This window comes from Streptomyces formicae (assembly GCF_002556545.1).
In the GTDB taxonomy this organism is placed as follows: Bacteria; Actinomycetota; Actinomycetes; order Streptomycetales; family Streptomycetaceae; genus Streptomyces; species Streptomyces formicae_A.
Genome location: NZ_CP022685.1, coordinates 5,062,417 through 5,076,007 on the forward strand (window position 1 = coordinate 5,062,417; position 13,591 = coordinate 5,076,007).

At 71.1% G+C, this 13,591-nt stretch carries 10 protein-coding genes; 4 read left to right on the forward strand and 6 right to left on the reverse strand.

Annotated elements, in window-relative coordinates; genetic code table 11:
• Positions 1–114: 114 nt before the first annotated feature.
• Positions 115–1,083, reverse strand: a complete 969-nt coding sequence (locus KY5_RS21815; protein ID WP_098243840.1) for an alpha/beta hydrolase family protein — start codon at positions 1,081–1,083, stop codon at positions 115–117.
• A 124-nt stretch (positions 1,084–1,207) separates the two neighbouring features.
• Here KY5_RS21815 and KY5_RS21820 point away from each other — a divergent pair, with 124 nt between their 5' ends.
• Positions 1,208–1,816, forward strand: a complete 609-nt coding sequence (locus KY5_RS21820) for a TetR/AcrR family transcriptional regulator (protein WP_098243841.1) — start codon at positions 1,208–1,210, stop codon at positions 1,814–1,816.
• Between the two features lie 31 nt (positions 1,817–1,847).
• On the opposite strand, the gene KY5_RS21825 is transcribed toward KY5_RS21820, so the two are convergent.
• From KY5_RS21825 to KY5_RS21835, 3 genes are all read right to left on the reverse strand, one after another.
• The gene (locus tag KY5_RS21825; protein WP_098243842.1) at positions 1,848–2,684 is read right to left on the reverse strand and encodes a PIG-L family deacetylase; all 837 of its coding nucleotides are present in this window, start codon (positions 2,682–2,684) and stop codon (positions 1,848–1,850) included.
• Positions 2,685–2,917: 233 nt separating this feature from the next.
• Positions 2,918–3,454 carry a hypothetical protein gene (locus tag KY5_RS21830; RefSeq protein WP_159072578.1) on the reverse strand — a complete coding sequence of 179 codons (537 nt, stop codon included), beginning with the start codon at positions 3,452–3,454 and terminating at the stop codon, positions 2,918–2,920.
• Between the two features lie 234 nt (positions 3,455–3,688).
• Complete coding sequence (locus KY5_RS21835) at positions 3,689–4,135, reverse strand: DoxX family membrane protein (protein WP_098243844.1); 447 nt, start codon at positions 4,133–4,135, stop codon at positions 3,689–3,691.
• A 177-nt stretch (positions 4,136–4,312) separates the two neighbouring features.
• On the opposite strand from KY5_RS21835, the gene KY5_RS21840 reads away from it, so the two are divergent.
• On the forward strand, positions 4,313–5,530 hold the full coding sequence (locus KY5_RS21840; RefSeq protein WP_098243845.1) for an amidohydrolase family protein: 1,218 nt from the start codon (positions 4,313–4,315) through the stop codon (positions 5,528–5,530).
• A gap of 85 nt (positions 5,531–5,615) precedes the next feature.
• Complete coding sequence (locus KY5_RS21845; RefSeq protein WP_098243846.1) at positions 5,616–6,536, forward strand: FkbM family methyltransferase; 921 nt, start codon at positions 5,616–5,618, stop codon at positions 6,534–6,536.
• Positions 6,537–6,612: 76 nt separating this feature from the next.
• On the opposite strand, the gene KY5_RS21850 is transcribed toward KY5_RS21845, so the two are convergent.
• Positions 6,613–7,374, reverse strand: a complete 762-nt coding sequence (locus KY5_RS21850; RefSeq protein WP_098243847.1) for a glycosyltransferase family 2 protein — start codon at positions 7,372–7,374, stop codon at positions 6,613–6,615.
• Between the two features lie 431 nt (positions 7,375–7,805).
• Complete coding sequence (locus KY5_RS21855) at positions 7,806–11,792, reverse strand: WD40 repeat domain-containing protein (RefSeq protein ID WP_098243848.1); 3,987 nt, start codon at positions 11,790–11,792, stop codon at positions 7,806–7,808.
• 551 nt (positions 11,793–12,343) lie between these two features.
• Here KY5_RS21855 and KY5_RS21860 point away from each other — a divergent pair.
• Positions 12,344–13,573 (forward strand): hypothetical protein, encoded by a 1,230-nt coding sequence (locus KY5_RS21860; protein WP_098243849.1) that lies wholly within the window; start codon positions 12,344–12,346, stop codon positions 13,571–13,573.
• Positions 13,574–13,591: the final 18 nt, after the last annotated feature.

Sequence of the window (13,591 nt, forward strand, 5' to 3'; positions counted from 1 at the left end):
GGGACCCCCCGTACACCTTGGACTCCGCATGGTGACAGCACGGAACACCGAGCGGAACGGGGCGTCGCCGCCAGTTCTCTGGGCCCGCCGCGGGACGGGCCGCCCGGACCCGGCCTACTTGGATTCGACCCGGCCGAGCGGGTCGGGTCCCGCGGCCAGCGCGTCCCGCGCGATCTGCCAGGCCCGATCTCCCGGATAGAGCTCGCTGCGCAGGTAGGCGCAGGTGAGCCGCCCGACCGCGGCGACCCGCTCGGGGTTCTCGTCGGTGGTCTCCGCGACGTCGTACCCGGAGATCCCGCCGAGCCCGTGTCCGGCGTCGAACAGCGTGAGCAGGGACTTGGGCCCCGGGGCGAGTACGTAGGGATCCGTGTGCCAATCAGGGCCCTTGACCGTCAGGAAGGCGGAGGCGTCCTGGTCCCCCGCGACGACGAGCGTGGGCGTCGTCATCGTGGAGAAGTCCGAGGTCAGGAAGAAGGAGTAGGTCTCCGCCGTGAACTCGGTGAGGGCGTCGCCGCCGCGTCCCGGTGCGGCGAGCAGCACGCCCGCCGTGATCCGGGGCTCCGCCAGGTCCACTTCCTTCCCGTCGAACGGATCGGTGAGCCTCGCGCCGAGCAGCAGGCTCGCGGTGTGCCCGCCCATCGAGTGCCCGGCCACGGCGACCCGGCCGTGGTCGATACGGCCGCGGAGCTGCGGGACGGCGTCCTCGACCGCGTCGAGCCCGTCGAGGACGCGCTTCATGTCCTCGGCCCGGGTGCGCCAGTGCGGCGCGGCGCCGGCGTCGGTGTCGGGGGCCGGATCCAGCGTCCTGGAGTCCAGGTGGGTGGGTTGGATCACGACGAAGCCGTGTGCGGCCCAGTAGGTGGCGAGCGGGGCGTAGCCGTTCAGGGAGGAGAGGTTGTTCGAGGGGCCGAGGCCGTGCGAGAGGAGGATGACCGGCAGGTCGCTCCCGGTCACCGGGGCGGAGACCCGCACCTGAAGGTCGACGGCGCGGCCGGGTGCGGGCAGCACGACGGGGCTGACCGAGAGGACCGGGGCGGTGGCGTCGGCGGTGGCGACGTCGGCGGTGTACGTGGGTTCACTCATGGCGGGAATCCCCTTCGATGGCCTCGGCTACCCTGAAACTGGATCGCCGTTCCACTTACGATACGGATCGCTGATCCGTTTAGTCAACGGTCCACGGGGCCGATCAGTGAAGGGAAGGGAGGGCATGGTGTCCACGCCGGAGAGCCAGCCCGAAAAAACGTCCGCCCGCGGCAAGCGGGCGGACGCGGTGCGCAATCAGCAGGTTCTGCTCGACGCGGCCGGGGAGGTGTTCGTGACCTCCGGGATCGACGCGCCGATCCGCGAGATCGCGGCCAAGGCGGGGGTCGGCCTGGGGACGCTCTACCGCCACTTCCCGACGAGGGCGGACCTCGTCACCGCCGTCTACCGCCACCAGATCGAGGCGTGCGCGGAGGCGGGCCCGAAGCTGCTGGCCGAAGCCGACCTGCCGTTCGACGCGCTACGACAGTGGATCGACCTCTTCGTCGACTTCCTGGTCACCAAGCACGGGCTCGCCGACGCCCTGCAGTCCGAAAGCGAGCGGTTCGCGGCGCTGCACACCCACTTCCTCGACCGGCTGCTGCCCGTCTGCGCGCAACTGCTCGACGCGGCGGCAGCGGCGGGTGAGATCAGCTCCGACGTACGGCCCTACGAGCTGCTGCGCGGCATCGGCAACCTCTGCATCGGACGGGACAGCGACCCCCGCTACGACCCCCGCCGGTTGATCGAGCCGCTCCTCCAGGGCCTGCGGCCGCACGCGGCGCCGGGGGCGTGACGATCCACGGATCGATCTCTCGGCCCAGGGGTCAGCGCAGTCCGGCGAAGAGGTCGTCCTCACGCGCGGGCGAGCCGGTGGAGTCCTTGACGCGGACGAAGGTCTCCATGCCCATCAACTCGCCGAAGCGCTCCTTGCCCATCTTGAGGAAGAAGATGTTCTCGCCCTGACTGGCGTGCGCGGCCAGGGCGTCGAACTTCTGGTCGCTGAACGCGGTGGTCTCCACCCACGTGCTGATCTCGTCGTCGGGGAGCCCGATCTCCGCCATCGCGGCGACCTCGGCGGGGTCCGGCTCCGGCATGTCACCTTCGTGGAACTCGCGCATGGTCTCCTGGAACTGCCGCATCGCCGAGTGGGGCATCGTCGTCCAGTACACCTTCGGCGTCAGCTCCACCATCTCCAGCGCCGCCATCGTGATGCGGTGGGCCTGGATGTGATCGGGGTGACCGTAGAAGCCGTTCTCGTCGTAGGTGACGACCACGTCGGGCCGGTAGTGCCGCATGAGCTCCGCGAGCCGGGCGGCGCCTTCCTCAACGGGGGTCTGCCAGAACGATCCGGGGGCGTCGTTGCTGGGCCAGCCGGTCATCCCGGAGTCGGCGTAGTCGAGCATCTCCAGATCGCTGACCTTCAGGACCTCACAACTCTCCAGAAGCTCCTGGCGCCGCATGGCGGCGACGGCCACCGGATCGTGCCCGGGCTCCCCGGGCTTGACGCCCCCCGGCCCGTCCCCGCAACCGCCGTCGGTACAGGTCACGAGAACCGTACGAATCCCTTCCGCCGCATACCGCGCAAGGACCCCTCCGGTCCCGGTGGCCTCGTCATCGGGGTGAGCGTGCACTGCCATGAGCGTCAAGGGCCGGTCAGTCATCGGAAGTCCTCCTGCAAAAGTGACGAAGCGATCCACACGCCCGACGGGCGCGCCGCGATATCGGGGCGTCGGCCCCTCGCACGATGCAACAGCGGGGACGTGACCGGCTGTTCCCGTCTCGGGCGTCGCCGCGCTCGCGGTTCGCTTCCCGGCGGCCCCGGACACACGTCGGGCCCGGCCCTCCCCGCAGGAGGACCGGGCCGCACCTGCTCCCGCGACACGCCTGAACCCCGTCAGAGATGCATCATGGCCATCACCTCAGGGCTCCGTACGCCGGTCGCGACGCTCGGGACGGCCTCGCCGGGGCGGATCCAGCCCGCGGTCTCGGCCGCCTTGACGGCGGCCTTCTCCGCGGTGTCGGCTTCGGCGTTCAGTTGCTCGTCGGTGCCCAGGTGCTTCGCCCCCGCCGCCACTCCGGCGGTCAGTGAGGCTCTGAGCGCGGCCTGGCACGCGAGGGCGGAGGCTTCGGCGTCGCCGTCGACGACCTGCCCCATCTGAGCCGCCTGCGCGGCGGACGCGGCCGCGTTCCGGGCGCAGCGCGAGTCCGCGGCCGGGTCGGGCTCGGACTCGGAGAGCACGGCGAGGGCCTGCGCCGCCACACGGGCGCCGTGGGCGGCCTTCCAGACGGCGTCCGAGTGCTCCGACCCGCGCCGCTCGACGTAGCGGCTGAGGGCCGCGGCCCGCGCCGCCGCGCTCTCGGCGCGGGCGGCATGGCTCGCCCTGAGGCCCGCCGCTGTCTGCTCCCGCTCTTCGCGGTCGTGCTCGTTCACCGGCACCTCCATGTCTGCACGGAGCGGCGGGGCGCTGTACCCCGTCCGCCACGGCGGATGTGTCGGGCAGGGTGACACGTCGCCGTGCAACAGGCCAGAGGCGGGCTGGGGCAGGCGCATTCCCGTCCCCGGCAGCCCCGGCACCATTCGCGTCCAGACTGTTCGCGTCCAGACCGTTCGCGTCCCAAGGCGGAAGCGAGCGCTAGAAGATCCGTCCCAAGGCGGGAGCGACCGCTAGAAGATCCCCAGCGCCGCGTCCACCGACCACACCTGCCAACCGGACGCGAACAGCGCGACGACCGAGATCAGCGCCATCATGAGGTTCTGCCCCTGCTCGGCCACGTCGTGGATCATCAGCACCAGGTAGATCAGGTTCAGCAGGAGCCCGCAGACGAGGGCGATCGGCGTGAGGAAGCCGAAGATCAGCCCGAGGCCGAGTGCCAGTTCCGCGTAGGCGACGACGTAGGCCATGACCCGAGGACGCGGCTTGACCACGACGTCGAAGCCGCTGCGGACCGCGGTCCACCGGTGCTTCTCGGCGATGCCCGCCGCCCAGCCGATGCCACCCCCGCCGAACCACTCCTTCTTGTCCTTGTGGCGGTAGCTCTCGAGCCACCACAAGCCGAGCCCGATCCGGAGCACGGCCAGCAGCTCGGCTCCGCTCAGCCACATCGTCCGCATCGAGAGCCCTCCCTGAAGTAGACCTGACGATGCGTCAGTTCAGCGGATCGGCGCGGATCGCGCAAGGGGTCGAGTTCCGGGCGGGCGCTTGCCGTCGTCCGGGTGAGCCCATAACCTCAATCTGATGGATCGTCAGATTTCAGGCTAGGAAACCGGCAGGCAATAGGGGGCACAGCAGTGGTCAGCAGCGAGGTCGGCACCAAGGAACTCCCCCGGGTCATCAGCGTGGACGACCACGTGATCGAGCCCGCGCACCTCTTCGAGAAGTGGCTCCCGAGCAAGTACCGCGACCGCGGGCCGAAGCCCTTCACCGCGGGCATCGGCGAACTCGCGTACATCGGCGGGAAGTACAAGTTCACGACGGACCCGGACGGACAGACCACCGACTGGTGGGAGTACGAGGGCGACATCTTCCCGTACAAGCGCATCATCGCGGCCGTCGGCTTCTCCCGGGACGAGATGACCCTCGACGGCATCACCCGGGAGCAGATGCGACGCGGCTGCTGGGACCCCAAGGCGCGGCTTGAGGACATGGACCTCAACCACGTCGAGGCGTCCCTCTGCTTCCCCACGTTCCCGCGCTTCTGCGGACAGACCTTCGCCGAGGCCAAGGACAAGGAGGTGGGCCTCGCCTGCGTCCGGGCCTACAACGACTGGATGGTGGAGGAGTGGTGCGGCGACAGCGGCGGCCGCCTCATCCCGCTCTGTCTGATCCCGCTGTGGGACATCGACCTCGCCGTCGCCGAGATCAAACGCAATGCCGCGCGCGGGGTGCGGGCGGTGACCTTCTCCGAGATCCCGACCTACCTGGGGCTGCCGTCGATCCACTCCGGCTACTGGGACCCGTTCTTCGCGGCCTGCGAGGAGACCGGCACCGTCGTGAACATGCACATCGGGTCCAGCTCCCAGATGCCCGCCGCGTCCCCCGACGCCCCGCCCGCCGTCCAGGCGTCGCTGTCCTTCAACAATGCCATGGCGTCGATGATGGACTTCCTCTTCAGCGGGGTCCTCGTGAAGTTCCCGCGCCTCAAACTGGCGTACAGCGAGGGGCAGATGGGATGGATCCCGTACGCGCTGGAGCGCGCCGACGACGTGTGGGAGGAGCACCGTGCGTGGGGCGGCGTGAAGGACCTGATTCCCGAGCCGCCGTCCACGTACTACTACCGGCAGATCTTCTGCTGCTTCTTCCGCGACAAGCACGGTGTCGACTCGATCGAGACCGTGGGCGTGAACAACGCGACCTTCGAGACGGACTATCCGCACGTCGACTCGACGTGGCCGCACACGAAGCAGGTGGCACAGGATCACGTGGGCGGACTGCCGGAAGACGTCGTGTACAAGTTGCTCCGCGGGAACGCCATCCGCATGCTCGACCTGCCGTTCGACCGGGCCTGAGCGGCCACCGGTCACCGCTGTGCGCTGGGGGCACCGGAGCCCCCGGCGTTATGGTTCGCCTGTTCCCTGACGGAGAGGTGATCGGATGAGCGGCCCCACGACGGAGGCCCTGGTCACGCTTGGGCGTGCCTACGTACGACGGGCCCCCGGAGAGCTGTTCAAGAGTGCGCTCGCCGCCCGCCTCCTGAACCCCCACCTCCGGGACCACCCCCGACGGAGGGTCGTCGACGTCGAGTTCGGCGCCAGGTTCGCGGTCGACACCCAGGACCTGATCCAGCGCTACCTGTACCTCTTCGGAGGGTGGGAGCCGAACATGACGCGATGGCTGGGGAGCCGTCTGAGCGCCGGTGACGTGCTGGTGGACGTCGGCTCGAACGTGGGCGTCTTCGCCGTCCTGGGATCCCGGCTCGTCGGCAGTACGGGGCGGGTCGTGGCCATCGAGGCGTCCCCGACCTTCCACCGCCGCCTGGAGCAGCACGCCGAGCTGAACGGCTGCGACAACGTTCGCGCGATCAACGCCGCCGTGTCGGACAGCAGGAAGACGCTGACGTTCGTCCTCGCCAGTTCGCACAACATGGGCGCGAACTCGATAGTCCCCTATGACGGTCCCGCCGAGTCCACCTTCGCGATGGAGGCGCTCCCGCTGCCGGAGCTCCTGGACGCCGACGAGGTCGCCAGGGCCCGGGTGATCAAGATCGACGTCGAGGGTGCGGAGGGCGGGGTCGTCCGCGGGATGAAGGCCCTCCTGGAGAAGCTCCGCCCCGATGCGGAGATCGCCGTGGAGGTCACGCCCGACCGCATGGCCCAGCTCGGGGATTCGGTCGACGAGCTCCTGGACATCATGCGGGACCACGGTTTCCACACCTACCGGCTCGACAACGACTACGGTCCCGAGGGCTATCCGCGGGCCATGCGGCGCCCTTCGGCTCCGGTGCGCTGGAGAGGGCCTGTCGTGGGCGAGACCGACCTCGTCTTCTCACGGATCGACGCCGAGACGCTCGTGTGACGCGGCAGGATCCGGAGCCCGGGCCCGTGCGGGATCCGGAGCCCGGGCCCGTGCGAGGCCGTCCACGAGGTTCCGGTCAATCGGTGCTGACGGGGTAGCGCCACGCGAAGTGCTCCAGCGCTCGCGCCCTGGCCTCGACAACGGCCATGCGGGCATCGCGCTCCGCCGTGTCGACGTGCGCGGCCTGGCCGGTCACCTGCCCTTCCCACTTGCGGTAGAACAAGCCGACCTCGGACGAGAACCAGCCGCGCGAGGTCGAGTTCAGGGCGAGCAGGAGGCCCGTGTCCTCGGACGCCGGGAGCGCCATCCAGCCGCCCAGGGCCACGAGAAGGTCGCGCCGGACGAAGAGCGTCGCCGGGTGGACCTGCGCGCGATAGTCGTGAGAGGCCCAGTGGTCGAGCACTTCCCGGCGCTCGACCGGCCCGTTCTCGGGGTCGCCGGGGAAGCCGACCGTGGATCCGTCGGGAAGCAGATCGAGCACGCGCGACGTCGCCCAGCCGATGGTGCGGTCGGCTTCGAGGGCCGCGAGGTCGCGGCCCAGCGCGCCGGGGGCGAGCCGGTCGTCGGCGTCCAGGACCTTGACGTACTCACCGTCCGCGTGGGCCATGGCGATGGTGCGAGCGACCCCGGGCCCACCCGGGCGCCCCTGCTTGAACGTGACCCGGGCGTCGTCGGGTACGTGGGGCGCGACCTGGTCGGTCGTCCCGTCCTCCTGGATCAGCCAGTGCCACTCCCAGCCCTCGGGCAACTCCTGTTCGCGGAGCGACTGGTACGCGTCGGACAGGAAGCGCGCCGAGGGCGCGTGAACGGCCGTGACGATGATGATGCGCCGGCTCACGGCTCACCACCCTTCCCAGTGAGTCGTGAAGAGCATTTCGGTGCGGTTGTCGCCCCGTTGCCCGAGAGGCAAACAGGCCCGGTCCGGTATTACGCGTTGCGGAGCTGAACTGCGATACCTGGGACTTGGGAAAAGGGTGATGCATGGCTCCACCACCGATGCCACGCCGGATCGAAAAGCAATCTCCCAATCGACCGCGTTGCAGAGGGTGCAATCGCCGTGCCTGCCCGGGTGTTCGAGGTCGCAAAAGGTCGCAAAAGGCCCGACCGCTGGCGACGGGGGATGCACCAGCGATCGGGCCCTACCTAACAGTAGGCTGCTGGTGGGAGCGGAATCAACTGTCCGGCTGAAATAAGGAGTTGTGACCGGGGTCACGCGGCGGGTCTTTCGCGTGTTCCCGGGAGTCCGACATTGGCCGAGTTACGACCCCGCTACGTGCCGCACGGCGGCTCATATGAGAGGCGGGGCAGATACTCGCGCCATTTTTCCGGTGTCAGAACGCCCCGAGTGGTCGAGCAAACGCGCCGAATTGCCTGGTCGGTGTCCAGGTCCCACAGGCGGACCGTATCGGTGCCACTCGACACTCCGAGCATGCCGCTTTGGGGACTGAACGACAAGAAACTGCCGGTCTTGGCGTTGGGGCTCATGGACTGGCCGATGGGGGCCGCTCTGGAGGGCCTGGCGACGTCCCAGAGCCGTACGGTGTTGTCGTTTCCGCCACTGGCCAGGGTCTCCCCGTCCTGGCTGAAGGTCAGCGAGACGACCGCGTCCGTGTGGCCGGTCAGGGACGACTCGAGGCGTGCCCTGCGGGGGTCGGTGACGTTCCAGAGCCGGACCGTGCCGTCGTCGCTGCCGCTGGCCAACGTGTGGCCGTCCGGGCTGTAGGCCAGCGCGTTGACGGGGCCCAGGTGCCCCGTGAGGGGAGCGGCGAGCCGGGTCGTACGGCTCGGCTCGGTCACGTTCCACAGCCTGACGGTGCCGTCCGCGCTGCCGCTGGCGAGAGCTCGTCCGTCCGTACTGAAGACCAGGGAGTTGACGTAACCCTGGTGGCCGGTGAGCGGCTTCCCGACCGCCCGCGGCCGGGACGGGCTGCTCACGTCCCACAGCTGGGTGGTGCGGTCGGTCTGAGGGGTCGCCAGGGTGTGTCCGTCCGGGCTGAAGGCCAGCGCCGCCGCGAACCGTGTCCGCAGCTCGACGGGCGGCCCGTAGGGGACGGGGTGCTTCGGGTCGACGACGTTCCACAGGCGTACGGCGCGGTTCCCCGTGAGCACCGCGAGCGTGCGGCCGTCGGGGGAGAACGCCAGCTTGCGCACGTCCCCCTCGCCGGGCTTGAACGGCTTGCCCAGCGACCGCGGCCGGTTGGGACTCCGCACGTCCCAGAGCCGGACCCGCTCGTCGCGCGCGGCCGTGGCGAGCACCTTGCCGTCGGAGCGGAACACACCGATCCGGCCGATCATGTCCGACGTCGGCAGGGACCACAGCCGCACCTTGTTGTCACCGCTTCCGGTGGCGAGCGTGCGGCCGTCGGGGCTGAACCCGAGGGAGTACATCTCTCCGCTGCTGCCCGCGAGGGGCTCGCCGACCTGAGAGGGGTGCGCGGGGTCGCTGACGTTCCACAGACTCGCCGTGCTGTCCGCGCTGGCGGCCGCGAGCATGTTGCCCTCGCGGTTGAAGACCACGGACCACACCGGGCCGGTATGGCCGGTGAGCGGCGCGCCGAGCGGTTTCGCGTGGCGCGGGTCGGCCACCTTCCACAGCCGGATCGTGTTGTCCGAGCTGCCGGTGGCGAGCGTACGGCCGTCGGGGCTGAAGGCGACGGAGTGCACCGTGCTCGTGTGGGCGGCCAACACCTTGTCGATCGGCTTCGGACGCCGTGGATCGGCCGTGTCCCACAGCCTGACCGTGCCGTTGTCCCCACCGGCCGCCAGCGTGCGCCCGTCGGGACTGAACGCCACGGAACGCACGGCGGCGCTGTGGCCGGTCAGCGCGGCCAGCGCCTTCGGGCGGCGCGGATCGGCCACGTTCCACAGCCGTACGGTGTGGTCGTCATGGGCGGAGGCCAGCGTGCGTCCGTCCGGGCTGAAGGCGACGAGGTAGATCGCGCCGCCGTGCCCGGCCACGGGCGAGCCCAGCAGCCGGGGGTGCAGGGGGTCCCGCACGTTCCACAGCCGGACCGTGCCGTCGTCCGAAGCGGTGGCGAGGGTGTGGCCGTCCGGACTGAACACCGCGCTGCTCACCCAGCTCTTGTGGCCGGTGAGCGGCTTGCCCAGGGGCTTGGGGCGCGAGGGGTCCCGCACGTCCCACAGCCGGACGGTCCGGTCGTAGCTGGCCGTGGCAAGGACGCGTCCGTTCGGGCTGAACGAGGTGAGGTAGACGGCACCGGTGTGCCCCAGCAGCGGTGTGGCCAGGGGGGCGTTGACGATCGAGATCAGCCGGTTCCTCGTGGCCTCGTCGTCCGGGCGCAGGTCGTGCGCGACCAGGTCGAGCTGAGCGGACAGCGAGGGGTCCGTGTACTGGGCGCGGTCGGCCTCGGCGACCACCTGCTGGAACACCGCGTCGTCGCGCTGCTGCCACGCGATCACCGCGGAGACGACAGCCACCATCGCCAGCACGACCAGGGTTGCCACCGCGCCCCGGCTGATCCAGACCGTGCGCTTGCGCAGCCTGGCCGAAGCGGCCAGGAACTCCACCGCGCGCCGGGTCAGGAAGGCGTCACCGGCGGTTTTCGCCCAGGCGCGGGCCTGCTCCAGACGCGAGCCCCGGTAGAGCAGTGACGTGTCGCGGCCGGAGTCCTCCCAGGCGCCGCCGTCCTCCTCCACCTGCTGGCGCAGCAGGTGGTCGCTCCTGTCCTCGTCGATCCAGTCGCGCAGCCGCGGCCACGCGTGGAGCAGCGCCTCGTGCGTGATCTCCACGGTCTCCGCGTCGAGCGTCACCAGCCGAGCGCGGACCAGCGCTTCGAGCGACTCCTCCGTCTTGTCGGGGTCCGTCGACTCCGCGGCCAACTGGCGCCGGGTCCCGCGCCTGCGCGTGGCCTGGGTGTCCTCGCCGAGCCTGACCAGCCTGAGGAGGAGCAGTCTCGCGGCCGTGCGCGCCGCCGGGTCGAGGCCGGACCAGGCACGCTCGGCCGTTGCCGCCACCGCCCCCTGGATGCCCCCTGCCGCGCGGTATCCGGCCAGCGTCAGCTTGCCCGTCTTGCGTCGTTGCCAGGTGGCGAGGAGAGCGTGGGAAAGGAGGGGCAGCACTCCCGCGTCGTGTGCCCCGCGCGGGCCGTCGTTGCTCACTTCCCGGATGATCAGCTCCGCGAGGCCCGGTTCGAGTTCCAGGCCCACGGCCTTGGCCGGTCCTGTCACCGCGTCACGCAGCTCCGTGGTGGTCAGCGGGCCGAGCACCATGTGCCGGTGTTGCAGCGCGTCGGCCAGTTCGGGATACCCGAGGCACTCCTCGTAGAAGTCGGCGCGTATGCCGAGGACCACGAGCGCGGGAGCGGGATCCCCGGTGTCGGTGGGGGAGCACGCGGCGTGGAGGAGCTGGACGAAGGTGTTCCTGTCCGACTCGTCGGCGCAGAGCGTGAACGTTTCCTCGAACTGGTCCACGAGGAGCACCGGACGGGCGGCGGTGGACGTCTCACGTCGCGCCCACGTCGCGACGGACTCCCGCACCGCGTCCGCGAAGTGCGCGGTGCCCGGCTCCGCGGCGGCCAGGGCGTGCGCGAGCTCGGGTATGTGGCGGGTCAGCGCGGCGAGGGGATCGCTCCCCGGCACCAGCTGCAGTACCGCGCAGGCCCGGCTGCCCCCCTCGTCCAGCGCGCCGTTCTGCAGCGCGGGCACCAGTCCCGCACTCAGCAAGGAGGACTTCCCCGCCCCCGAGGCGCCCACGAGCATGGTCAGGCCACCGGTCTTCTCCGCCGCGCGGAGTTGGGCGACGAGGGCGTCCGTGCTCCGCGTACGGCCGAAGAACCACCGGGCGTCCTGCTCGCGGTAGGAAGCCAGCCCTCGGTACGGGCACACGGAGGGGGCCGCCGGGGCTTCGGCGGGAACGCGCTTCTCGTCCTCCGCGGCCACGGCGACCCGGCCGCTGACCGGGTCGGCCACCGCGCGCTCCCACAGGAGCTGCCACTGGGCCATGTCGTACAGCCCCGTGGACACCGGCGTGGACCGCTCGCGCCGCGCCTCGGGGATCAGGACCTGCAACACCGCGACGAGGGCGCCGAACTGCGCGGGCACGTTCTTGGCCCGCCGCCAGTCGCTGATGCGCTGCGCGGACACCCGCACGGGCCGCCCCCGGTCGTCGACCCGCTGGAGTCGCACGACCGCCTCGGACACGCGCTGGAGAGGCGGATTCCCGGCTTCCTTGTACAGCAGGGCGAGACGTTCCGCGAAGGCCGCACGTGCTCCGGAGTCGGGACCCAAGGTCTCCACTCCTCACCTCCGCGCGCCTGAACATCCGGACCGGAAAACTCACCTTATACGGCTGACCTGCGGATTAACGGTCCGGAGGATTCCTGTCCCTCCTCGGGGAGAGCCGCGAATGGCAGGATCGCGACGCAGTAGCGAACCAACCGCACAGCGTCAGGGCAGGTCATCAGCTCGGCGCCTGGAGTGGTGACTGACGGCGCTGCACGATCTCGGCCGGTTTCCGCCGGAGCCATGAAGCGGCGGCGGGGCCGCCGCCGCGTGAGCCCAGCAGCCTGAGGAAACCGCCCCACACGCTGACCGCCTTCACGTTGATCGCGGACCCGGTCTCGCTTCGATCCGTGCCGCGGCGCCGGCCGCCGCGTCGACACAGCACGGACCGACGACGCCCGCGCCGTTCGGCACCGGTCCCCACAGGGGAGGGACCGGTGCCGACACGGCGCGGGGGATTCCCTTGGCCGCGTCTGTCCGGGGATCGAGGGCCGATCGGGTGTATCGCGCAGCGTGTGCGGTCGCGATGGCCCACCGCGCGTCCCCCCGGCCAGCATTCTGGTGTGATGATCGGACCGCGCAAGGGAAAGGTGACGCGGTGGCTGCTCATGGGGCTTCTTCTGGGAGTGGTCAGCTGGTCGGCCACCGAACCCTCCGCCGCCGACGGCCCGTCATCGGACGGGCTCGTCCTGCGGGTGACGGTCAACACCCGCCCGGGCCTTGGCGCACAGCATCCCGGCATCCGCACCGGGGCATCGGTCCTCGCGTCGTACCGCCTGGTCAACCGCGGTAGCGCCGACCTGCACGACCTGCGCATCCAGGACCCCGTCATGCCCGGCGCCCGGGTGCGATGTCCCGGCGGCCGCGACGAGGTTCCCCTGCTGACCGGACTGCGTGAGGTGCGGTGCACGGCCACCGGGGTCGCGCGGCCCGGTGCCCGTGCCGGAGTGGCACGGGCCGTCGGATGGCAGCCGTACCTGCGGGCCAGGGTCGTGGCGACCGCGCGCTCCGGGTACGCGGGCGTCGGCGCCGCACTGGCCCTGCGCGAGGAGGTGCGCGTGCTCGGACCCGACCGGGCACGGATCCGCTACACCGTCACCAACACCGGAAACCGATCCGTACGAAGTGCCCGCCTCAGGGACCCCGTGGTGCGGCAGGACCGTACCGACTGCGGGGGCGGCCGCTCCGACGTGCCCCCGCTCGCCCCGCGCGGGACGGCGACGTGCACCGCCGAGGTGCGGCGCCCTCCCGGCTCCTACGTGAGCCGAGGCCACGTCGAAGGTACCGATCGGCTGCGCACGATCGACGCCGGAGGCGGGTGGACGCCCCCTCGCCGGCTGACGGCGCGCGCCTCTGCGCGATTCGTCTTGCCGGGCCGGGTGCCGCGGACCCCACCGCGGCCGACCCCACCGCGGCGAAGGCCGCCGGGCGATGCCCGCACCCCGCCGGAGCAGCCTCCCCGCAAGGCGGCACCTGTCGATGCCGTGCCGCAGGCCGTGGCGCCGATCGTCCCGCCGCCACCGCCGCCTCCCCCACCCGGGCTCGTCGCGCCCGGCATTCCCGAACCCGGCGAAGCGGAGGCCAGGCCCCACGCCGTCGCACCGCCCCCACCGGTGGGGCGGCCCCCGGCCAGACCACAGCCGCCGACGCCGCCCGAACAGCCCCCGCGGTCGCTGCTCAGCCGGTTCGTCCGCGCGGACCACACGCCGACCGGGCTCGGCGTGGGGACCGCTCTCTTCCTCGTCCTGCTGCCCGCGGCGGTCGCGGCCGCCGTACTCGGCTCACGCAGACATTGATCACGCCATCGACCCACG

Coding starts and splice junctions, on each gene's coding strand:
- KY5_RS21815 (WP_098243840.1), bottom strand. CDS start 1,083: ATGAGTGAACCCACGTACACCGCCGACGTCGCCACCGCCGACGCCACC.
- KY5_RS21820 (WP_098243841.1), top strand. CDS start 1,208: ATGGTGTCCACGCCGGAGAGCCAGCCCGAAAAAACGTCCGCCCGCGGC.
- KY5_RS21825 (WP_098243842.1), bottom strand. CDS start 2,684: ATGACTGACCGGCCCTTGACGCTCATGGCAGTGCACGCTCACCCCGAT.
- KY5_RS21835 (WP_098243844.1), bottom strand. CDS start 4,135: ATGCGGACGATGTGGCTGAGCGGAGCCGAGCTGCTGGCCGTGCTCCGG.
- KY5_RS21845 (WP_098243846.1), top strand. CDS start 5,616: ATGAGCGGCCCCACGACGGAGGCCCTGGTCACGCTTGGGCGTGCCTAC.
- KY5_RS21860 (WP_098243849.1), top strand. CDS start 12,344: ATGATCGGACCGCGCAAGGGAAAGGTGACGCGGTGGCTGCTCATGGGG.